The 22,133-nt window shown below is 54.9% G+C and carries 14 protein-coding genes and 1 pseudogene; 9 read left to right on the forward strand and 6 right to left on the reverse strand.

All coding sequences use genetic code 11. From position 1 onward, the window contains the following. The first annotated feature begins 197 nt into the window (after positions 1–197). The 8 genes and pseudogenes from rpmH to H3T93_RS04300 all read left to right on the forward strand — a co-directional run bounded on the left by rpmH (position 198) and on the right by H3T93_RS04300 (position 8,863). Positions 198–332, forward strand: coding sequence for a 50S ribosomal protein L34 (rpmH, locus tag H3T93_RS04265; RefSeq protein ID WP_015022700.1), 135 nt, complete (start codon positions 198–200; stop codon positions 330–332). Between the two features lie 26 nt (positions 333–358). Continuing rightward, a pseudogene (gene rnpA, locus H3T93_RS04270) lies at positions 359–751 on the forward strand (ribonuclease P protein component); the annotation flags it as partial. 107 nt (positions 752–858) lie between these two features. After that, on the forward strand, positions 859–1,170 hold the full coding sequence (gene yidD, locus H3T93_RS04275; protein WP_110426018.1) for a membrane protein insertion efficiency factor YidD: 312 nt from the start codon (positions 859–861) through the stop codon (positions 1,168–1,170). Between the two features lie 2 nt (positions 1,171–1,172). Next, positions 1,173–2,195, forward strand: a complete 1,023-nt coding sequence (yidC, locus tag H3T93_RS04280) for a membrane protein insertase YidC (RefSeq protein WP_110426017.1) — start codon at positions 1,173–1,175, stop codon at positions 2,193–2,195. A 177-nt stretch (positions 2,196–2,372) separates the two neighbouring features. After that, positions 2,373–3,014: a Jag family protein gene (locus H3T93_RS04285; protein ID WP_144177957.1), complete on the forward strand. Its 642-nt coding sequence runs from the start codon at positions 2,373–2,375 to the stop codon at positions 3,012–3,014. 372 nt (positions 3,015–3,386) lie between these two features. Continuing rightward, positions 3,387–4,271, forward strand: a complete 885-nt coding sequence (locus H3T93_RS04290; protein WP_144177955.1) for a 16S rRNA (guanine(527)-N(7))-methyltransferase RsmG — start codon at positions 3,387–3,389, stop codon at positions 4,269–4,271. 2,047 nt (positions 4,272–6,318) lie between these two features. Then, on the forward strand, positions 6,319–7,266 hold the full coding sequence (locus H3T93_RS04295; protein ID WP_186363957.1) for a ParA family protein: 948 nt from the start codon (positions 6,319–6,321) through the stop codon (positions 7,264–7,266). Positions 7,267–7,270: 4 nt separating this feature from the next. Next, positions 7,271–8,863, forward strand: a complete 1,593-nt coding sequence (locus H3T93_RS04300) for a ParB/RepB/Spo0J family partition protein (protein ID WP_144177951.1) — start codon at positions 7,271–7,273, stop codon at positions 8,861–8,863. 797 nt (positions 8,864–9,660) lie between these two features. Here the strand turns inward: H3T93_RS04300 and trxB are convergent. Then, entirely contained in the window at positions 9,661–10,605 is a 945-nt protein-coding gene (gene trxB, locus H3T93_RS04305; RefSeq protein WP_144177949.1) for a thioredoxin-disulfide reductase, read from the reverse strand. A gap of 109 nt (positions 10,606–10,714) precedes the next feature. Between trxB and H3T93_RS04310 the strand changes: the two genes are divergently transcribed. Next, positions 10,715–11,065, forward strand: a complete 351-nt coding sequence (locus H3T93_RS04310; protein WP_198214739.1) for a hypothetical protein — start codon at positions 10,715–10,717, stop codon at positions 11,063–11,065. Between the two features lie 1,234 nt (positions 11,066–12,299). On the opposite strand, the gene H3T93_RS04315 is transcribed toward H3T93_RS04310, so the two are convergent. The 5 genes from H3T93_RS04315 to H3T93_RS04335 form a co-directional block, all read right to left on the reverse strand. Beyond that, a complete protein-coding gene (locus tag H3T93_RS04315; protein ID WP_144177945.1) occupies positions 12,300–13,502 on the reverse strand; it encodes a D-alanine--D-alanine ligase family protein in 1,203 nt (400 codons plus the stop codon). A gap of 3 nt (positions 13,503–13,505) precedes the next feature. Then, complete coding sequence (locus H3T93_RS04320; protein ID WP_046323564.1) at positions 13,506–14,789, reverse strand: aminotransferase-like domain-containing protein; 1,284 nt, start codon at positions 14,787–14,789, stop codon at positions 13,506–13,508. A gap of 243 nt (positions 14,790–15,032) precedes the next feature. After that, positions 15,033–19,235 (reverse strand): murein biosynthesis integral membrane protein MurJ, encoded by a 4,203-nt coding sequence (locus H3T93_RS04325; RefSeq protein WP_144177943.1) that lies wholly within the window; start codon positions 19,233–19,235, stop codon positions 15,033–15,035. Next, the gene (locus H3T93_RS04330; RefSeq protein WP_144177941.1) at positions 19,232–21,427 is read right to left on the reverse strand and encodes a DUF6049 family protein; all 2,196 of its coding nucleotides are present in this window, start codon (positions 21,425–21,427) and stop codon (positions 19,232–19,234) included. The genes H3T93_RS04325 and H3T93_RS04330 overlap by 4 nt, the downstream gene beginning before the upstream one ends. Then, the gene (locus tag H3T93_RS04335) at positions 21,424–22,065 is read right to left on the reverse strand and encodes an NUDIX hydrolase (RefSeq protein ID WP_390895323.1); all 642 of its coding nucleotides are present in this window, start codon (positions 22,063–22,065) and stop codon (positions 21,424–21,426) included. Before H3T93_RS04335 ends, H3T93_RS04330 begins: the two co-directional genes overlap by 4 nt. Positions 22,066–22,133: the final 68 nt, after the last annotated feature.

Here is a 22,133-nt window from a genome sequence, read left to right on the forward strand (position 1 = left end):
ATAACAGTGATGTAATTTGTGGATAAGTGAGGAGGCCCTTTTCCTGCTATGACAGGGTTTGCGGAGGGCATGAAGCGGTCCCAATCAGCTGGGTGGTGGAAGCTCGTTTGACTCCGTCCCGGCTCATGTGTACCGTGATATAGCTTGACTCATAACGAGCCGTACTCGAGTATGTCTACACACGGGAGCAACGAATTATGAAGAGGACATTCCAACCCAACAATCGCCGTCGTCACATGAAGCACGGATTCCGCGCTCGCATGCGTACCCGCTCCGGTCGTGCCCTGATCAACCGCCGCCGGGCCAAGGGCCGTCGGACCCTCTCTGCCTGAGTCGGATCCCGATCCTTTTTCAGAAGGTGGAACGGCTGAGGAGCCACCGGGAGTTCACGGCGGTGCTCAGGCGACGTCATCGGGTCAGCAGCAGGGATCTGGTCATACATTATTTGATACCTGGGCCTGATCGGACGGCGACCCTGCTGCCAACGGCATCGGCTGTGCACGAAGGGCGGCATGACATCCTGCCTGCAGGCAGACGCCGCATGGGGCTCGCTGTATCCAAAAATGTGGGCAAGGCCGTGACCAGGAACAAGGTCAAGCGCAGATTCAGGCAACTTGCGGGATTCAAGGAGGACCTGCTGCCATCCTCCTGTGATCTGGTCATGCGCGCCAAACCCAGCGCTGCCACAGCCACCTACAAGCAGCTGGAGGAGCAAGTGGATAGGCTCTTCCGTGACCTCATGCGTAAGTCCGGAAAGACTGCCGGCGGTCTTGATGCACAGGGACAGTCAGGTCCGCAGTTCGCTGGATCCAAGCGTCAAACGGTCCAACAGCTGAAAACCAGTGAAGGATGCCGAGCATGAGCGGCCTGGCCTCCCGGGCTCTGCAGAGCGCAGTCCGCTGGTATCAGCGCCACATCTCACCCTTGTCGCCGCCGAGGTGCCGTTACTATCCGACTTGTTCCCAGTACGCTTTGACCGCCTTGAAGCGGTTCGGGGCCTTGCGTGGAACCATCCTGGCCATTCTGCGGTTATTGCGTTGCACACCCTTCAACAACGGCGGAATCGATGACGTGCCCCAAAGGTTTTCCATCTTCTATCGGTTCTCGTGGTCCAAGGCTCATGAGGAGGCCCGGCTGACCCCCATGGCCTCAGACAAGGAGACGGCCTGACAATGTTACACAACAACGACACCTTCACCTTCGATACGGGTATATACGGTTTCTTCTACAAGATCCTGTACCCAATCGAGTGGCTCATGACCTACATCATGACCTATTGCCACAAGTTCCTGACCCTGATCGGGTTCCATAAGGGTCCCGGCGTGGCCTGGGCGCTCTCGGTAGTGATGCTGGTGCTGATCGTCAACCTGTGCGTGTTGCCGCTCTTCATCAAGCAGCTGCGATCCATGCAAAAGATGCAGGCTCTGCAGCCGAAGCTGATGAAGATCCAGAACAAGTACCGCAACAAGAAGGATCCGGCCAGCCGAGAGGCCATGAGCCGGGAGACCATGAAGGTCTATCAGGACAACCATGCCAACCCCATGGGGTCCTGTCTGCCAGCACTGGTGCAGGGCCCGGTCTTCATGACCATGTTCTACGTGCTTTCGGCTGTGCCCTTCATCGCCCGGGGCAAGCGGGCACCCCTGGGAGCCTTCAATCGACAGGTGGCGCGGGAATTCGAAGAGACTACCTTTTTCGGGCTGCGGATTTCGGACAACTTCATGTCCGCCCAGGGTGCGGGCCGTATAGTCATTGTGGTCTTCATCGTGCTCATGTGCTTGGCCATGTTCTACTCGCAGTTCCATAATGTTCGACGGAACATGCCGAGGTCGGCCATGCAGGGAAAGCAGTACAAGATGCAGCAGATGATGGCCTTCATCTTCCCGGTCATGTACATCTTCTCGGGCATCTACTTCCCATTCGCAGTGCTAATTTACTGGCTGACCAACAACCTTTGGAATCTGGGCCGAACCCTCTTCCAGGTGCGCCATATGCCCACTCCTGGCTCGCCGGCCGCAGAGAGCAAGGAAGAGCGTGACCACCGCCGTGAGAATGCCCGCCGCAAGCGCCAGGGGCTGCCCTCTTTGGAGGAGGAGCAGCTGATGGAGGCCAAGAGGTTGGAAGAGGAAGCCCGCAACAACAAGAACATCTCCCACCAGCGTTCCCAACCCCATCGCAAACGTCGCGGCCGTTGATGCGGCTACTGGCAGTGGAGGCCAGCGTGGTGACCCGGCTTTCGGTCGGGCGAATACTGGAGTAATCTGCAATCATCACGTCCGTGTATCCTCAATACTGGACACTCGATTGGTGACCAGGAATCCAGTGGACCTGAGGTTATGAATCGGATGTAAACGCGTGTAAGGAGAGCATAGATGTCTCAGTCTCTGGACCAGGGAAAGACCATCGAGCAACTCAATGAGGAGGCGGATGTCGCCGCCGACTATCTGGAGGGGTTGCTGGACATCGTCGATTACGAGGGCGATATCGAGATGGGGGTGCGCAACCACCGTCCGACCGTGCAGATTGTGGCTGACGACGATACGGATATCAAGCATCTGATCGGTAAGGATGGTGAGGTGGTCGATGCTCTTCAGCAGCTGACACGCTTGGCCGTGCAGCAGAAGATAGGGGAGCGCTCCCATCTGATTGTGGATGTGGATGGCTTCCTGCGGCGCAAGCGCGAACATCTTCGCGAGCAAGCCCTGGATGTGATTGATGAGGTTCGTGAGACTGGCGACCCTGTCAATATGAAGCCTATGAACTCTTTTGAGCGCAAGATCGTTCATGACATGGTCCGCGAGGAGGGGCTGAAGTCACGTTCCCATGGTGAGGAGCCCCACCGGTACGTCACTGTCTATCTGAAGGCCAAGAGCGAAGACGAAGACCTGCATGACGATGTTGAGGACGAGCCAATCGGGTATGACGACTCGCTGGACGTGGATGAAACCGATCAGGTCGTCGATTCGGATGACTACGAGGCTGATGATGATCCTGCGGATGCTGATAGGGAGTGACTGTTAAGCCTCACAGGGCTATGCGTTGATGAAGAGTTCATGACGTCGGCCTTTTTGGATGTGTCCACTGTTTGGTGCGGTCATACTGTCGAGGTTTGTTGTGCTATCTGCCAGCGCTGTGCCATTTGGCAGGTGTGTAGTATTGTCTGGCTCATGATTGTGCTTAGTCTGTTGTGCTTAGTCTGCCATGTTGCTTAATCCTGATTGCTCTTTTGCGTTTGAAAATCATATGGTGGTAACGGTCTTAGAAATGCAGCTATTTTCGATTCTGGCAGTGTGAATAATCCTGCTGGATACGACGAGACTATATGACGCTGTTATGGTCTGTGGCTTTGGCAGACTGGGCGTGGAAGGTGAATGTGAGGAGTTGAAATGGCTGTTGTGGATGATGAGCTGAACGATAGTCCCCTCTTGAGGCAGGTGCTCGGCGATGCTCTGGTACCCATGCAGCGCTTTCATGACAAGCTCTTGCGCGAGGGTGTGGAGAGGGGCATCATTGGCCCTCGCGATGAAGACATTATTTGGGAACGGCACATACTCAATTCAGCGGCTATTGTGCCTTTCGTGCGAGAGCGATTGAGCACTGACAGCCGGACGGCAACGGTGGCGGATATAGGTTCTGGTGGGGGCTTCCCAGGCATTGTACTGGCTGCCTGCCTTCCGCAGTGCAGTGTTGTTCTTGTCGAGCCAATGGAGCGGCGTGTGACCTGGTTGCAGGAAGTGGTTGATGAGTTGCACCTGGCTAATGCTGTTGTGATTCGCAAGCGTGCAGAGGATCTGGTTCCGCAATCCTCTAAGGCTTCGATCCGGCACAACAAAAAAGGTACACGAAGCCGCCGTCATGGTCGTCGTCGAATAGAGAAACAGTCTGTTTCGGCATACGGCCGTGTTGGCTCTTTAGCCTCGACCGAAGCCAGGAATGCTGACAGCCAACAAGATGTAAATGACCATGACTCTTCGGAGGTTACGGGTGGTGCAGGTCTAGCAGACGTCCAATCCAATCTTTCAATTCCACAGACTTTTGACGTTGTGACGTGCCGAGCTGTAGCCCCCATGACTAAGCTCGCCGGATGGACCCTGCCGCTTTTAAGATCGAGAGGTCAGCTTATTGCCCTTAAGGGTCGTTCGGCACAAGCTGAGCTGGATAAGGCTGCCAGAGAGATAAAAAAATGTCATGGAGAGAATCCACGGGTTTGTCTAGCTCCAGTCGCACCAGGCCTTGAGGATACCCACGTGGTTCTTGTGGACAAACACTAAAGTACGACACTGATATGACCTTATTTAATGACTTTGATGCTTGAGATGTTGCTCAATCTAAAGATAAGAATAGGCTAGGTAAGATAATCAATTATCAGTATTCAACACAGAGTCTTATCGAATACCTGATTAGAGATAATCGATTAAGCTCTATCGGATCTAAGTAGGCCTTTTCTAGACAGCGGCTTAGCCGATATTCATTCGAGGTGAATGGAGTATTAGATTAAGAGGAAAGCAAGCACGCTTGTGATTTTTATTGTCTGACTCGTGTATGCTTTCACCTCAAACATTCTAAGGATTTTTGATACTTTAGTTTTAAACAACGCCGTAGACAACAGTCAGAACTTGCTATATACAATTAGATTATTTAAAATCAAGATATTATATATTTTGAATGTAATGCACATCAAAGTACTTATTTGGGTTTGTTGTGCAGGAGGTTTCATTGTATCCTGATGTTGCCGTCCAAGTCGTATTGGAATGATTGTATGGTGCCCTATATCTGAGTTGGATATACTGACATCTCTTTCTATTGTTGCATTAAGAGTCTCGGGAGATGTTCTACTTTCGTTGCTGGGGGATCTATGCGTTTACCTACGTCCCTTACTCGACAGTCGAAGTTATACATCTCTTGCTGTACTTATTTACGTGTTTCTCTTACTCCCAGGCAGTTTATTGTGTCTATCCTTTGTCTCGATCTTCTCGGCTTTTTAAACCGTTCGGTTTCCTCCCTTTCCTTAGAAATATCGATAGGGGTATCCTGATTCTTGCAAATGCATGAAGATTACATGAGTTATCGATTAAACAGCACAGATTATGTCTCTAAAATAACCCGGAATGGCGAGATTCCCCCTGATGTGGGAGTTGGGGGACAACCGAACCGAGCTATAAGAGAGCTGTTCACCGGCTTCAGATGTGTCCACTAAAGAATGTTTCACGTGAAACATTGAAAAGGATCTTTTTTTAACCCCAAAACAAGTAAACTAGGCTTCATTTGTTCCAGCTGTAACTCATCTAGATGACTTAGCACACTGTTATGAGTATGTTCTACAAGAACGTCCATCAGTAACGACTACATTTAGGGCATCTTAGAATATAGCAATATTCGAGGGTGTGCTTCCGGTGGACGATCGCTATGTAGAGATAGATCGTAATGTTTCACGTGAAACAATTAACGCAGAATGAAATAATCAGGATTAGCTTTATGAAAGCGCAGACGAGAGGATATCGAAATATTTTCTGTGTCTTTTTTAGAAAAAGTTGTTAAAGGTCTTGCTTCTTAGCTACGTCTCCTTCAATCATAATTTTGCGGAGTAGACTAGAGTCTTCATAGACATAATGAAGTCTTTTGTTTAACAGCACTAAAACACCACTTAAAATTAGCATTTAGTTCTGTTTTCTTGATTCGGCAGCCGTTATTGGAGGTAGATGGATAGATTCTGCAAATAAAAGACAAAACTGAGTTAGCCGACTGCGTTAGACGACAATTAACGGGGTAATAATACTGCCCAGGAAGTATAGATGTTTCACGTGAAACCTCCCTCTTGCTGTACTTTTGTATAAGGCTTGTCATCCGAAGGATTTATTTTGGTATTACAGCGGTGTTTAAAGCGGCTATCGTACAGATGGATAAGATCATTGAATATAACCATGAATAATGTTGCTTGGTTCGACGAGTTAATAGATTTATAGATTTGTTGCTAATAAGTTATGCACAATTCGGACCAGACCTTCGAATTATCCACATCGTCGTTTGAAGACGCTGGCCTGGGGTGGGAAGTGCCAGACTTATCAATAATTACAAGGCAAATCTAATAATCTTGGGTAAGGGCCAGCCGCTGTGGCTCCGTTGGATCTATCCACACTTATCCACAGTTATGAACAGTGACCGTGTATAACTTTCAGCTGTTCTGACATGTCCAACTAGGACGGGAAAATTGAATGGTTATCAAAAGGAGGAAGGTTCGTGACCGCATCGAAGAAGGTGAAACCCGTTTCGGGGAATACCCCGGATATCGGTGAGAAGCCCACGCCAACCGCATCAGGTATGGAGTCGACAACGGATATTCTCAATAGAATATTCGCTGAGGGGACTGGTTCGGTGTCTGGTGCGGAGATGGCAGATCTTTCTGCGCGCTATCAGGCCTTACATCAGGCTGAATTTCCTCACCCTTCAAAAACGCGCTTCATTGCCGTTGCAAATCAAAAAGGCGGGGTAGGGAAAACCACGACCACTGTAAATTTGGCATGTGCTTTTGCTGAATTCGACGAACATGTGTTGGTAATCGATATGGATCCACAAGGCAACGCTTCTACTGCATTGGGTGTAGCTCATGAATCCGGGACGCCGTCAACATACGACGTGCTCGAGGGTCGTCTTGGGATTGACGATGTTAAGGTAGTATCCCCTCAATTCCCCAACCTTGAGGTTGTCCCATCTTCTATTGACCTCAGTGGTGCTGAGCTGGAAGTTGCGGATATGCCCAACCGCAATCAGCTCATGAAGAAAGCGGTTGCCGACTATCTTAAAATCTGCCACCAGCATTATGACTATGTTCTCGTTGATTGCCCTCCTAGTCTCGGATTATTAGTTCTGAATGCTATGTGTTCGGTCAATGAGGTATTGATCCCAGTGCAAGCTGAATACTATGCTCTTGAAGGACTGCAACAATTACTGCATACCATAGGACTTGTTCAGCAAAGCTATAATCCTTATCTCGTAATCTCAACCATGTTGTTGACCATGTATGACAGGCGAACGCTGCTCAGCAAAGAAGTGTTTGATCAAGTCAAGGAGCATTATCCAGAGATAGTGCTTAATACGACCATCCCGCGTTCTGTCAAAATCTCTGAGGCTCCCAGCTTCCGGCAAAGCGTTGTCACCTATGACCCTAAAGGGGCTGGCGCTATTGCTTACGAAGAGGCGGCGTTAGAAATCGCCCAGAGATCCGAGCAAGTGTTGGAACATATCGCCAATAGAAGACAGGGGGAGTGAGGACATGACAAGCCGTTCACGGTTAGGCAAGGGCTTGGGGGCTCTATTCCCCGCCCTGCCAGGTGAAGATGACGAAACAAATGCTGACAAAGGCCGTCAGCAAGATAACAAAGTACCGAATTCCGGCAACAAGCAGCCCACCCTTCAGGGCTTGGGTGCTGAATCGGACGGACGACTTCGCAAAGATATAGATGCCTCAGAAGAAGACGGAGCTAAAAGAGAACGCAGTACTACGCATTTGGGGAGTACAAGCACTCAACTAGCGGCTTCGGCAAAGTCTTCTGGGAGCGGTCGTAAACGTTCCAACAGGGGACAAAAGCGTGTCAGCATTTCCGAGTCTCTTAAGGAGGATGTTTCACGTGAAACATCCACTTCGAAGAGAACTACCAAGCGTCGGTCAGTTCCGTCCATCAGCAGCCTGGAACACCCAAGTGATCTATTCTTTGGTCCTACGACGACAAATGTTTCACGTGAAACATTGCCGATGATGGGATCGAGTAAGGCTGTCGATCATCGGACAAAAGAGACTCAGCAAAGCGTCAACCGTGCACCTATTGTTGGCAATGCTGCTGAGCCGAATAAGACGGAGAGCAATAGCCAAGAGGAGCTGAAACCCGTCCAAGGCGGGTACTTGGCTGAAGTGCGTGTGGACGATATTAGGCCCAATGCTCAGCAACCGCGACAAATCTTCGATGAAGACGAACTGTTGGAGCTTTCACGCTCCATCAAAGAAGTTGGCGTATTGCAGCCCATAGTGGTGCGAAGATCAACTCTTATAGACCGTCCAGGAACAACCAAGAATAAGACAACCTCAGTTGGCGGCGCGGAAAGCAAATCCGGAGCAATTGGCGCTAAGACCGGTGAGGAACAATCGAGTCCGCTTTCAAATCAGAGGGAAGCGGGTCTACAGCAAACAACCCATTATGAAATCATAATGGGTGAGCGTCGTTGGCGTGCTACACGATTGGCTGGCCTGGATACCATACCTGCAATTGTGAAAACAACGAGCGACGACACCATGTTGCGTGATGCTTTGCTCGAGAATCTCCATAGAGTGGCTCTTAATCCGTTGGAAGAAGCAGCCGCTTATCAGCAAATGATTGATGAGTTCGGCTTGACTCAGGACGGTTTGTCTAAGTCAATCTCTAAGTCCAGGCCTCAGATCACGAACACACTTCGCTTGTTAAAATTGCCCCCTAGTGTGCAGAAAAAAGTAAGCTCAGGTGTGTTGTCAGCTGGGCATGCTCGCGCCTTGCTTACTTTGCCGGATGAAAAGTCTATGACTACTCTGGCAGACAAGATCATTGCTGAAGGTCTGTCGGTAAGATCTACTGAGGAACTTGTCGCCTTGCAGACTGGACAGGCGAAGAAGAAAGCAAAGAAGCCTAGGGTAAACGCCTGGGCTGATAGTCCTGTGCGCCAGGATCTGGAAAGCCACTTTGATACCAAGGTGGCTATCAAGGGCACTAAAAAGCACGGGAAGATAGAAATCGTGTTTTCTTCGCCTGAAGACATGGACCGCATTGTTGCCATTCTTTTGGAAAAGAATCAATCTGCAAGTAATGACAGTCATTCTGGCGATAAAGGCTGGGTTTGATCCCATTCTGGAAGTGAGACTTCAGGGTTTGCTCATCCGAACCTTGCTGTTAAGTGAGCGATTGCTTCATAGCCCGATCGAGTTTGGTATGAGCTGATGAGCAATCGCTGAAATTACCTTAAGGCCAGAATGATTGGGAAAGTCAGAATGATTGGGCGTCCTAGGTATGTCCGATTCACTGACCAGATATATCTGTGCGGAAAAGTTTGATAAATAGCATGGAGCTGACAAACAGTCGGCCGGCAAAGAGTTGGATCGCGAATCGCTACAGCCTGGTCACCCAGGTCATTTTGTCGGGCAGCTGTGTCTGGTTAGATTGGTCTCTCGCCTTCATAGTTGTCAGTAGTGTGATAGGTATATTCAATCGTAAGATATCCAGTTAGTCGTTGGTGACAGGCCACTTAGTCGGCCATGATGGAACTTCTGTTTTTGTGTTTGTCATTTGGTAGGTAATAAGCCCTCGCTTTTGTGCGACTTTTCACTGAAGTTGGTCTTAGTCATTGAGGTGGGGTGACAAATTCATGCAGCGTAACTTTGGGAATTCTAGTTGTGCGTTAGAGGGGAGGGGGCTCTGTTGTGGAAAGTTGCGTCAGTGGGAAGTAACTTGCGTCAGCAGAGGATGATTTAAGAAGCTGTAGGGTAGGAAATGTTCTTGTTGAGTAGGGTGTCCGCTGGCAGTCAATGGAGAAATAAAAGCAAACTAAGTAGGCAGCTGCGCATAATCGATAAACGAAGTACCTGGCAATCGTAAACTGCCAGGCACGTGAATTCATGTTTGTGGGGGTGCATATCGAGTTCTATCGGTTATCCAAACTCGTAAGATATTCCTGAGCATCTAAAGCAGCACGACAACCCATGCCGGCCGCAGAGATGGCCTGACGATAGATCTTGTCGGTGACATCACCAGCGGCAAAGACTCCAGGTGCAGAAGTCTTCGTTGACCCACCTTCGACCAGGATATAGCCGTCCTGATCCAGATCAACTTGGCCATTAAGGAAAGCAGTCTGAGGGGTGAATCCAATGGCGACAAAGACACCATTAGCTGGAATAGTGGATTGCTGGTCAGTGGCTGTATTGCGGACGTCCAAAGAGGTTACGCCGCTATCGTCGCCGTTGATCCGTGTAACGACCGAATCAAGAAGGAAGTTGATCTTGTCATTGGCCTTGGCACGGTCCACCATGATTTTTGAAGCACGGAAGCCTTGGCGACGGTGGATCAGTGTGACAGAAGAACCAAAGCGGGTCAGGAAGTCCGCGTCACCCATGGCAGAGTCGCCTCCACCAACGACTACAATGGGCTTGTCCTTGAAGAAGAAGCCATCGCATGTGGCGCAGTAGGATACCCCTCGTCCTGAAAACTCGCGCTCGCCAGGAATTTCCAATTTACGATATTGCGAGCCAGTGGTGATGACGACGGCTCGAGCTTGATATTCCTCGCCGCCATCGGTGGTAATCCGCTTGACGTCTCCGCTCAAGTCAACTGAGACAACATCATCATATTCAATTTGAGCACCAAAATGTTCGGCCTGATCGCGCATCTGATCCATCAGATCGGGGCCGAGTACTGCTTTGGGGAATCCAGGGAAGTTCTCTACTTCCGTCGTGTTCATAAGCTGTCCGCCGGGCGTTAGGGCTCCTGCAATAACGAGTGGAGCATATCCAGCCCGGCCAAGATAGATGGCGGCGGTGTAACCTGCGGGTCCGGACCCTATAACAATCGCATCATGAACAGTTTGCTTCATAACGCTACTGTATCCATTCAGGATGACCGAGTCACATGCGGTGGGCGAAAAGGGCGCTTGTTATCTCACAGTAAGCTCGGTCCTGACACCGTCAGGCTATTCTTGAATCATGGAGAAAACTGTGATAGTCGCCATCCTAACCAATCTTGGGACGATTCTGGTGCTGATCTGGTTTATGCTCCGAGTTGATCGTTTGCTGCGGGAGCATCCCAGCCATCAAACAGATAATAAGAGCGAGGATGACAGCTGGCATAGCTGGCGTTTTTGGAACCCACCAAGGCCTGATGACAATGACGACGAGTTGGATGCTGATTCTCTGACAACAGACAAAAACCTTGGGGCCGATGAAGATACGACTGCTAGGAGTAGCGAACGATATTCATCATCAACTCAAGAAGAACCTGTTGAAAGTTCTTCGCACGCATCGGACAAGAACAAGGAAAGCAAAAGAGACAAGTAGGGAATATCTAGCTAGCTGGGTCGTAGACGATTCAATCTCGGTGGGTACGGTTTCAATTGTCTGTTCGGTCTTACGAAAGTATGGTCTTTTAATAAGGACGGCTGCGCCTGTACATATGTATCCACTGATTTGCAAGGTATCTATTGGCTTTTAATGGGCTTAGGACGGCCGCGGGGGAGCGAGCCGGTCATAAGCGATATGACTCGATCGATGAATTCGGATAGGAAGATCGTGTTCGCAGCGATGAGGACCAACGAATCGAGGTAAATGAATAGATGCAGCAATGCCGGTGACGGCATTGCGATTTACCGGCGCGGACTCAGTTCTCGTTCGAGGTTCTTGATGGCATAGTAGCGATAGCTCGCTTTTCGAAGATGGAAAAGCAGTGATGCCTACAACTGTATGTAATCAAGTCTGCTTGATAAACATCTTGGGTAAAACCATCTTGTGTTGACTGATCTAGACCCTGTAGCTTTGCAACCATATGAAGGTTGTCTTCATTGTTATCTGACTCATATCTTTATTAGACTCGCACTTTTAACGGGCAACATTCGCAGCCGGTCATAGGTGTTGTATCGTGTGGGACTCTCGCAGGAGTCGACGAAGTAAGTTGATCACCACAGAATGTTTCACGTGAAACATTCGATACCGACCACGATTGCATGCATGGATGTGGAGCGAGTCAGCCGTCTATTGTGAGTTGAATCTTGGAGAGTGACTAGCCATTCTGACATCGGCCATTTATTAGATTGCATCTCTTCTGCGAGTCAACATAAGCCGACAATATAAAAACAGGGACCTGATTAAACAAATCCTTCAATCGAAGTTGGCTTCAATGTTGGTTTCAATGTTGGTTCGAATGCTGGCTTTGGCGGAACAGTAGGGGAGGGGGAGGAGAGCAAAGGAGAAACTGGGAGTCGAGATTAGCAAATAGGGGGAGAGGAAATAACTGAAGATGAATGGTAAATGGTGAATAATAGGTATTTGGCGCCAGAGAAGAATGATGATGAGAATAATGAACGCAGAACAGAGCATCGAGTTTAATGATTACAAACTGTTAGTTCGCGCTGTGTGTAGCGTGCTCGTCTTACCCACTATTTGCTCTGGCTGTGTTTGCAGACTACGTATATTGCAAGTCCGCATGATGCATATTGCGCAACTTGCACGCCATGCATCATGCGGACTCCACTCGTGCTTGCCGAATGGTAGGCAGAACCAGGCAGGCTTTGAGGTTTCAGTCGGTTCGTTTTTGATCCAAAACCGATTGAACCAATGCAGTGTATAGCTCTGGCAGGTTGTAACCTGCAGCCAGGGCTGATTGCGGCAAAAGCGAGGTGTCCGTCATGCCCGGCGCCACGTTGGACTCCAGGAATTGCGGCTGACCCTGGGCATCGACGATGAAGTCGGTGCGTGAGATATCGCGGAGTCCCAAGGCTCGATGGGCGGTCAATGCAGCATCGCTCACAGCCTGTGTGGTTTTGGCATCCAGTCGGGCCGGAACATAAAACTCCGTCGGGCCGGGGGTGGAACGAGCTTCGAAGTCGTAGGTACCTGAGGGAGTCCAGATTTCGAGCGGAGGCAGAACCAGGGGGTGTCCGTCAAACTCGAGGATAGAGACGGAGACTTCAGTGCCCGTTACAGCCTGTTCGATTAGGGCCACATCACCGTAGGCGAAGCAGTTGATCAACGCCTGAGTGAGCTGACTCTGTTCAGTTACCATGGTGCAACCCATGGCTGAGCCGCCCATGGTGGGCTTGATGAAGAGCGGGAGTCCCAGCGAACCTAGAAGCATGTCGATAACGGGTTCGACTCCCAGCTCCCGGAACATGGATTCGGGTAGCGTCACGGAATGTGGCGTCTGCAATCCGGCCATGCGGACAACATTCTTGGCGATGGGTTTGCTCCAGGCAGTCCGGGAGGCCTTGGCCCGGGATCCGATGTAAGGCAATTCAGCCATCTCCAAGACATCACGGATGGAGCCGTCTTCGCCGTTGGCGCCGTGCAGCAGAGGCCAGACCAGATCAGGACGGGTCGACTCGTCGGTCAGATAGGGCAGGAGCGAGCCGTCCATGTCGTGGACGTAGACCGTCCATCCGGCCTCCTCCAGGAATCCTTGGACTCGATGCCCTGAACTGATGGAGACATCGCGCTCATGGCTGAGGCCGCCGCAGATAACCAGGAGTGACTTATCAGCACGCTTGGTGGCCTTGCTCGCCAGAGAGAGCACATCGTCCATGGTGACCGGCGTGGCCTCGCGGATGGAGCGATGCGAGGTTCGCCTGGCTCTTTTGACCACTTCGCCAGTAGCCGTGGACGCAGTGTTGGCCGGGCTGGCGGCTGTGGTCGTCGTTGCGCTCGCGGTTGTCTTGGCCTTTCCGACTGCTGGGGTTTTGCCGCCGGTCTGCTGCCGTGGTGTCTTGCTGTGCTTGGCCGCCATAATTCAGCCCCTTTCCTTGCCGCTGTCGGGCTCGAACAGCCGGACGGTGGCGAGTTCATTCTCGATGACTGTGGACAGTCTGCGTATTCCCTCTCGGATCCGATCGGGAGTGGGGTAACAGAAGGACAGGCGCATATGGTCAGCCCCCTCCCCGTTATCGTAGAAGGCTGTGCCCGACACGTAAGCCACCTTGGCGGTGATTGCCCTGGGCAGCATCTCCTTGGCGTTGAGCCCCTGGGGTATCTTCAGCCAGATGTAGAAGCCGCCCTTGGGCTTGAGCCATGAACAGTAGGGCAGGTATTCCTTCAAAGCCTCGTCCATGGCATCGCAACGTTCCTTGTACATCCCCCGGTAATCGTTGATCTGCGATTTCCAGTCGAAGTTGTCCAGATAGGTGGTGATGGTCATCTGACTCATGTTGGAAGGACAAAGGATGGCTGACTCATTGGCCAGAACCAGCTTCTGTCGGATGCCAGGAGGAGCGACCATCCAGGCCACTCGCATGCCCGGAGCGATGATCTTGGAGAAGCTGCTCAGGTAAACAATGCCCTCGGAGTCGTAAGAGCGCAGGGCCGGATAAGTTTGGCCGTTGAAGGCCAGCAGTCCATAAGGATTGTCCTCCACGATGAGCACATGGTACTTTCGGGCGATCTCGATGACTCGGGGACGCCGCTCGACGCTCATGGTGGCGCCGGCAGGGTTATGGAAGTTGGGCACAGTGTAGAGGAACTTGACCGCCTTGCCCTGGCGGCGCTGCTCCAAAATGGTCTCCTCCAGAGCCTCGGGAATCAGTCCGTCTCCGTCCATGGCCACATTGACCACATCGACCTGGAAAGATTGGAAGACGCCCAATGCACCTACATAGTTGGGTGCCTCAGCCAGTACCACATCGCCGGGGTCGCACATGATCCTGGTAATCAGGTCCAGTCCCGACTGGGAACCGTTGACGATAACCACATCATCCGGCTGGACGTCCTTGATGCCTTCCAGCTCCATAATGGGCAGCACGTCTTCGCGCAGATGGGGATCGCCCTGTGCTGACCCATACTGCCAGGCCACCTGGCCCTTGCTCCGTAGCATGTCGCCAAGCTGATCGGCCAACTTATCGAAAGGCATCCGGCCCAGGTAGGGCATGCCGCCGGCCAGGGAGACCACCTCGGGCCGATTGGCCACGGCGAAGAGGGCGCGAATCTCGGAGGCGCGCATCTGCTCGGCTCGTGTTGCATAGGAGCTATACCAAGGATCGTTCTTGATGACCTTGGACGCGATATTGGGATCATCCGCCATAACTGACTTCCGCCTTCCTGCCGCCGTTGTCTAAGGAAACTGTATTACCTGTGGGCGCTATGTAGGAGGAAAAATCCAACACATTACCATTTCGGTACACCCATAGTATCGGCATAAGGATCGGTAGGCAGTCATGTCTGGCTGATTGGGTCCATGGGACTTGCAGGCAATTGCGGTCGACGAGTGGTCTGTGGGTCAACGTCGGGATGATTCGCATTTGTTGCCGTCGACCCATAGTCATGCTCAGAAAGCCTGAACGGAAGTGAAGCGCAGGGTGTTTCCTGGCATGCCATCCATGGGGACCCAGACGACCAGGTCCTGAGTCGTCACCGGTTCTCGCAGGGTGACCTGGGTGGTTCCCGAGGCATCGAAGCTAAAGTCGGCCAGCGGCTGTCCTTGGTTGGGCTGAGCCGCCGTGGAATTCGCATAGATCTGGGCATGGCCACCGCTCTGAGGCGCGACGATGGTCAGGCGAGAGACCTCTTCCGGCTGAGTCAGATGCATATACCACCCATAGCCTTGCAGGCCGGCGGGTTTGTTGAGGAAGAGCTGGCGGCTAATCGGATAGGCCGTGGTGTTCTTGGGCTTGGGCGGATCGGGAACCTTGCCTGCCTTCTTGTCAGCGTGGCTGACTTTGTCGTTCCTGGCATTGCCGGCCTGAGCCTGGTCATCGCCGTTGTCATTGCTGGAGGGGGTTGCTTCTTCACTCTCATTGGTCTTGCCTGGGAAGGGCACGTTGGACATGACCGGCCAGCCGCCCTCACTTTTGCCGACTCTGGATCGGGACCCGGTAATGGTCGAGAGGGCCCAGACCAGGGCCACCACAACGATTACCGCCGCTATGGCAATAACCACTGAGCGAGTCGTGAAGCGGCCGAACAGGCGGGTGTTAGCCATATCGGCCTCATCGTCCAGATCATTATCCTGCTCATCGTCGGGAAGAACCGAGTAAGTCACCGGAGCGGGCATGGAGTGGATTTCAGGCGTGAAGCTGGGGGGCAGCGGCTCCATAACTGTGGTTTCCTGCTCCTCCTCATCGAAATCGTGGTTCTTAAAGGACCGGTTCGCTTGGCTGGGCGCTTGGCTGGGTGCCTTGGACTTGTCAGAAGCAGCAGCGGAAGGGGAGTGTGCATTCCGGGCTGCAGATTCTCCTGCGACAATAGGCTCGGCAGCCGCAGCTCCTGCTTGGCGCGCACGCGAATCGACGTTGCCCTGTGGGGCGCTCAGGTTGGAGGTTGCCTTGGCTTGGCTGTTGCCGGACTTGTGGAAGTCCCACTGGGAGAAGCCTCGCTCCACGGGATTGTCGGCAGTCACGCCGTTGCCGCTGAGAGTCTCGGAGGGCTTACGCTGATCACTTTTGACGGTCGGCACCCGTCCGGTCACAGCTTTGGACTCTTCCTCATTCATGGCTGTGGGTCTGGTTGCCGTCGCCCTGAGTGCGCTCACATCCATGGCTGCGGTCTTGCGGGAGGAGCTGTTCAGCGAGCGCAGCCGCTGGCGCTCGTCAAAGAGCGAGAAGAGGTCGGTATCCGTATCCTCTGGATTGAGCATTTCAATCTCGCTGCGACCGGGAAAGAGCAGTTGGTTGGTCTTCCAGTGCGGCTCATGGTGAGATACGGTCTGCGCGGCAGGCAGGGCCGAGGAGGTCAGCCCCGCGGGAAGCGGGAGTACATTCTTGGGATCCACCGGGCGCAGGGCCACGGCTTCGATGGAGGCACGGCCGTCCATCTCAGGCCAAATCAGATCGCTGTCGGTCAGCTCCTCTGGCGGGACCCAGGGGCTGAGCAGGGCCGAGAGCTCTGCCAATGTGACCAGCGGAACCGGCACGGCTCCCTGCTCATTAGCCAGGCCCAGCCCGCGCATGCAGATGATTTTGAACTCTTCCGGGGTCTGCTGGGGCAGCTCCTGCAGACTAGGCTGTCGTCCGTCCTGATTAGCCCGTCTGGTCAGCATGGCATAGAGCACGCCGGCCAGCTCGTGTATGGCATACTCCTCGTCCGTCAGTCCCATCTCAGTCGAGACCGACGGGTGCTCGAGCATGGGCGATATAGGTGCATCGGCCAGGGTGATCGAGGCTGGTGCCAGCCTGATGGTGCTCGTGGAGACCGCATAGTCGACCATGCCGGCGGCATGCAGGGTGCGCATGGCCTCGGTGACCTCTCCCATGATGGTGCCGATGGCCCGGTCGCTGAGCGTTCCCCCAGCGGGTCCGTGCATGTAGTCCCTCAAGGACATGCCGGCATCGGGGGCGGTGACGATCAGGGAGACCTTGTCACGAGTGTGCAGCTGGTAGACCGGGGTGAAGCGGCGGTCCTTGTTCAGCGCCAGGCTGGAGGCGTTGACGTTGATCCGGTCCATGCAGGTGGAATCCCCGGCGATAAAGAGCTGGCAGTCCCTTTCCAGGACCTTGTCCTTGGCCCGCCAGGCGCTCAGACCGTTCGCGCGGCGGAGCAGGGTGACCAGGGTATATCTGCCGAGGATGGTGTCTCCGATATGCGCGTTCATGGTTGCCGAGCTCTCATCAGAAGTGGGGCGTCGCCTGTAGTCGGCGACACCGTGGTGGACCTTGCTGTTCCTAGGTACAATCCTAACGGGTTGCTGGGTCGGAGGGGCCGGTGGGGGTCCGGCTATCGCGGATTCTCCATCAGCGTCGGACTCATGGGCCTCTTCGAAGTTCTCCAGTGCTGCGTCCATGCCGGGCAGAGCGGAGTCAGGGGAGGAGGAGTGCACCACCCTGACTGAGCGGTCGGCCAGCCGGGAGGGTCGTCCCTGCAGAGCGTCCATGCTGCGGACGGGGTGCCGGGCTGTCCTGCCCAGTCGACGGGCCAGGTCGATCAGGAGTTGGGTGAATTCCTCAGTGCGCAGGGCTACCAGGGTCACGACATAGATGACCGCCGTCAGCAGGGTGATGACCACGCAGATGAAGAGTGCCTGCACCCAGCTCATGTGGCCCTGTCGGCCCTGAATCCAGGCGCCGACGAGATGGGTCACCGGGGTTTTGACTGTCAGGGCGGCTGCCAGGGCCAATCCCGCAGCCAGGAAAGCCTTGGCGTAAGTGGTCAGAATCCGCCGCTCGTCCAGATTCCCCTGGAAGGGGCTGCGCAGCATGTGAGTCAGGGCAGGGAAGCTGAGGATGCTGCTCAGGGACAGGCTCAGACCTACCAGCGCTGCCCAGTAGCGGGGAGGGAACAAGCGTATGGATACCAGAACCAGTGCTACCTGGATGCTGTTGGAGACGGCTGCGAAGATGAAAGGATGCCGCCCATCCTCAAAGGCGTAGAAGGTGCGCTGAATGAGCAGGAAGGCGCTTGAGGGGACCAGCCCCAGGGACAGGGTTATCAGCGGTCCCGAGATAAGGACAGACTCATGGACGCTTACCGAGGGCAGCAGGGCTCGTGTGATGGGCACTGGAATTGCCAACAGGACTGCGGCGAAGAAGAACATGACCAGTCCGACGTTGCGCAGGGCTTGGCTCAGATCATTGCGGGCATCCCCGATGCGACCGTCCGAAACCGCTTTGGACAGCTTGGGAAAGAGGGCCGTGCTGACCGAGACGGCTACCAGGGAATAGGGCAGGATAAAGATGGTGTAGGCGTTCTGATAGGAGCCGTTGCCAGCGATGTCAAACGGGTTGCCTTCAAGGGGCGCGCCGTTGTTGATGCGGGCATTGACCACGTTGGCCAGCTGGTCGACTATGACCACGCACATGCTCCATGCCGCTACCGACCCCATGGATCGCAGGCCTATTCCACGCAGACCCCAGCGAGGGCGATAGCGGAAGCCGCTCATGATCAGGGGGATGAAGAGGACCAGTGCCTGGAAGGCCACGCCCAGGGTCCAGGCTCCAGCGGTCAAGGCCACCTTACCGTCGTCCCAGAAGCCGACCGGCTGATTGCGGGCGTTGCCGAACAGGAAGATGAAGACCAGGAAGCCCAGGCAGCTGATAACGTTGGCGCCCACTGAGCTCCAGGCGTATGCAGTGAACCGGCCTTTGGCGGCCAGGATCTGACCCAGGACCGTGTAGAGCCCATAGAAGAACACTTGCGGCATGCACCAGAGGGTGAAGGAGTTGGCCAGGGCACGCTGGGCCGGGTTCCACTTGGAGTTCAGATAGATGGTGGTCAGTACCGGGGTGCCCAGCATCAGCAGCAGGGTCAACAGGGCCAGGAGGACCATGGCGACCGTGATCAGCTTGTTCAGCCGGTCTGCTGCATCCCGCTCCTTGAGGGTGCGTACGATCTGCGGGACCAGTACGGCGTTGAAGATGCCGCCCGAGATCAGGGTGAACATGACCTGAGGAATCATGGCGCCGGTCTGGTAGGCGTCAGCCGCGATTCCGGTGGTGCCTATGGCGGCTGCCAGCAGGATGGTGCGGATCTGCCCGGTCACACGGGAGGCCGCGGTGCCCGTGGCCATGATGGCGGAATTGCGCCCTACGGAACTCATTCGTCCGGGTCCTTCGTACGGTGGAACTGCCGCCAGAGCCCCAGAAGTCCCAGAAGCACGGCGATGACAATAATGATCAGGCCGCTCATGTCGCTCAGCCGTAGATTGCTGGTGATCTGGGCCCGGCGCACCTGGCCGAAGGGTCGGCCCTGGCGATCCAGCAGACCGATATCCACATTGGCTCTGCCGGCTGTTGCCACTCTGACCTTGAAGGTCACCTGGGCTTCTGATCGGGCGGGAATGACCACCTCCGCCATACGCGAGGTGACGATCTCCATGGAGTCGGTTCGCGCGCTGATGCGGGCGTGGACAGGGTAGGGATGGCTGTTGCTGACGGTCACTGGCATGGAAGCCGTCTCGCTGACTACGTTCAGAGATTCGCTGGGCGTGATGCTGACACCATCCAGGAGTCGGCGGGACATGGCCTCGGCCTGATCGGCCAAACCGGCGGCGGCTGCGGTTCCGCCCAGTGACTTCAGAGCCAGGTCGTCGTGGGCGGCGGTCAGCTGGCTCAGCCATTGATGCGGATCCTTGGGCTGGCGGGCGGTGGTGTCGGCATCCTGGCGGGCCAGGGCCTGGCTGTCGGTCTTGCCTGCCGTGGCGCTGGCAGTGGGTTGGGAATCCTGCTTGCCGTCAGCCAGGATGGTGGTAGCGAACCGGTCGATCTCAGCCCGGCTGGCGATCAGGGAGTCCAGGGTGCCTGTCGGTCCATCGCCATGTTTGGCGCTGCCCTTGGTGCTGTCGAGCTCCAGGGCCTTGAGCAGACCCGACGACCCGCCGGTGAAGTCGGGTGCCTGCATCAGGTTGTCCATGGACTTCAGGCTGATCCATGGGGCATGCTCCAATTCGGTCATGATCTGGTCCGCCTGCTGGGTGTCTTCATCGGTATCGAAGCAGACCAGAAGGGAACGTTCGGCGTAGGGCTGTTCCATCTGATAGAAGGCGCTCTGGGCTATGAAGCGGGCCGTCTGCCCGGCCTGGGTCTGCTCCCCGGTGGCACGTGTGGAGCTGGGGTGGCCCCTGGCCAGGTTGCTGAGCTCGCGCTGTGCCGACAGGACGGTTACCTTTCCGGCTTTGGTTTCGATGGTGTACTTGCCCGTGTGGGCGGAGGTGCCGGCGTCGACTTCGAAGCCCTGGGGGGCGATGACCGTCTGATAGCCGGCACGGCGGGCGGCGGTGATGGACTCCACGGTCCACTCCTGTCTGCCCTGCCAGGCGTATGTGTCAGGCGCGCTGTCGGCATAGAGTTTGGCCGAGGTCTTGGCGCTCCAGGATCCGGGCGTGACCCCAGCCTGGGCATAGCGGTCCTGATTCTGGGAGGCATACCCGGTGATGTCGAAGTCGGCCGGCTGAATCAGCCCCTGGATCTGGGGACGATTGGCGAAGGCGGACAGATAGACCGGATCGCCCAGGGCCTGCAGGGACCCGTGCTTGGCCAGTAGCTGGCTCTGATCCCCCTGGCGGCGGGCCCCTTGGCGGGTCAGTGTCACGCTCCGGTTTTTATCGTTGCCCGAACCTGACTGGGTCATCAGCGCCGTCATGGCCTTGTCGTCAATGTTCCAGTCCGAGGAGGTCAGCGGCATGACCATGGTCAGGGCCAGGGCGGGGGTGCCTGCGGTAGGCAGGCCATCCCAGGTCCGGGTCAGAAAGGTGAACACGTCGCCCAGGACCTGGTCCTGATCGTCGCTCAGGGAGAGCCGGACAGGTTTGGGCCCCCAGCTGGTCATCTTCTTGATCGCGTCTTGATCAGCCGGCACGTTGACTGCAATCTCGACGCTCTGCCCTGCCGGGATTGTCGGTACGGTCTGCGTACCCAGCACGTCCGGTGTGGGGATGCGAGCGTGGCCTTCGGACCAGGCCTGCATGTCGGCCCGGGAGCTGAAGGAGTAAAGGGCGCTGGTGGACACGCTCAGATGGGCATTCTCCATGGGCTGGTTGGCGGTGTTGGTCACCGCGGCGCGCAGAGTGTAGCCGGACTTGTCGGTCACCACTGGCGTCGACCAGCGCAGGGCCACCTCGGCAGAGCTCTGATGATTGGTGGCAGCCAAGGCTGGTGCCGGATGCCAAGGAGCCATCACCAGGGTCAGCAGAAGGACGATCGTTAGCAGGATTCGAGCCCACCGGGTCCACCGATTGAAGGCATGAGTGTGCTGGCTGGTGCGCCCGCTCGGGCGCAGGGGGGTCTGGATCATGGCTGTTTTTTGTACTTCCTCGCGTAGAGCCAGGCTATTTTACGCTCATTGGGGTAACTGAGCACCGAGGTCAGATCGGAGAAGTCCACCCAGATGGCATCTTCGGCCTCATGATCGGGGTCGCCTTCCACACTCAGGGAGCCGCCGATCATCCGCAGGACGAAATGATGGACCAACTTGTGGACCCGTTGGTTGGTTCCGGTGAACCAGTAGTCGATGGTGGCGATGGAATCGGTTACCCGGCCCAGTATCCCAGTCTCTTCGTGAACCTCGCGCACCGCCGTCTGCTCGGGTGTTTCCCCCTTCTCGATATGGCCCTTGGGCAGGCACCATTCCAGGTGGCCTGAGCGGGAGTGCCGGGCGATGATGGCCACCCGGTCATGCCGGTCGAAGATCAGTCCGCCCGCCGAATACTCGCGCACCACGGGCAGTTCCTGGGCATCCAGGGAGGCAAAGGTCGAAGGTCCTGGTGCCTGCTTATGCCGGGGCATGAGGGCAGGCGTGGGAGCGTCATCCTCTGCCTGTATGTGCTCGCGGACCTGCGGATCCAGACGTTCGCTTACGGTTTCCACAAGATGGTCCCGCCTCTGCTGGCCGCGGGCATGGGTGTCCGCAGAGTTGGCGCTATGTGCAAGCATGCGCGCCATGTCTGCGGGCGTAATCATACTCCAACTTTACGTAAGGTAATGTGCAGGTGGGGTAACGG

The organism is Bifidobacterium sp. M0404 (assembly GCF_016101415.1).
Classification (GTDB): Bacteria; Actinomycetota; Actinomycetes; order Actinomycetales; family Bifidobacteriaceae; genus Bombiscardovia; species Bombiscardovia polysaccharolytica.

Bases quoted from the DNA above. Each gene is read 5' to 3' on its own strand.
- H3T93_RS04335 (WP_390895323.1), bottom strand. From the start codon at position 22,065: ATGCTTGCACATAGCGCCAACTCTGCGGACACCCATGCCCGCGGCCAG.
- yidC (WP_110426017.1), top strand. From the start codon at position 1,173: ATGTTACACAACAACGACACCTTCACCTTCGATACGGGTATATACGGT.
- H3T93_RS04300 (WP_144177951.1), top strand. From the start codon at position 7,271: ATGACAAGCCGTTCACGGTTAGGCAAGGGCTTGGGGGCTCTATTCCCC.
- H3T93_RS04310 (WP_198214739.1), top strand. From the start codon at position 10,715: ATGGAGAAAACTGTGATAGTCGCCATCCTAACCAATCTTGGGACGATT.
- trxB (WP_144177949.1), bottom strand. From the start codon at position 10,605: ATGAAGCAAACTGTTCATGATGCGATTGTTATAGGGTCCGGACCCGCA.
- rpmH (WP_015022700.1), top strand. From the start codon at position 198: ATGAAGAGGACATTCCAACCCAACAATCGCCGTCGTCACATGAAGCAC.
- yidD (WP_110426018.1), top strand. From the start codon at position 859: ATGAGCGGCCTGGCCTCCCGGGCTCTGCAGAGCGCAGTCCGCTGGTAT.
- H3T93_RS04330 (WP_144177941.1), bottom strand. From the start codon at position 21,427: ATGATCCAGACCCCCCTGCGCCCGAGCGGGCGCACCAGCCAGCACACT.
- H3T93_RS04290 (WP_144177955.1), top strand. From the start codon at position 3,387: ATGGCTGTTGTGGATGATGAGCTGAACGATAGTCCCCTCTTGAGGCAG.
- H3T93_RS04295 (WP_186363957.1), top strand. From the start codon at position 6,319: ATGGAGTCGACAACGGATATTCTCAATAGAATATTCGCTGAGGGGACT.
- H3T93_RS04315 (WP_144177945.1), bottom strand. From the start codon at position 13,502: ATGGCGGCCAAGCACAGCAAGACACCACGGCAGCAGACCGGCGGCAAA.
- H3T93_RS04320 (WP_046323564.1), bottom strand. From the start codon at position 14,789: ATGGCGGATGATCCCAATATCGCGTCCAAGGTCATCAAGAACGATCCT.
- H3T93_RS04325 (WP_144177943.1), bottom strand. From the start codon at position 19,235: ATGAGTTCCGTAGGGCGCAATTCCGCCATCATGGCCACGGGCACCGCG.
- H3T93_RS04285 (WP_144177957.1), top strand. From the start codon at position 2,373: ATGTCTCAGTCTCTGGACCAGGGAAAGACCATCGAGCAACTCAATGAG.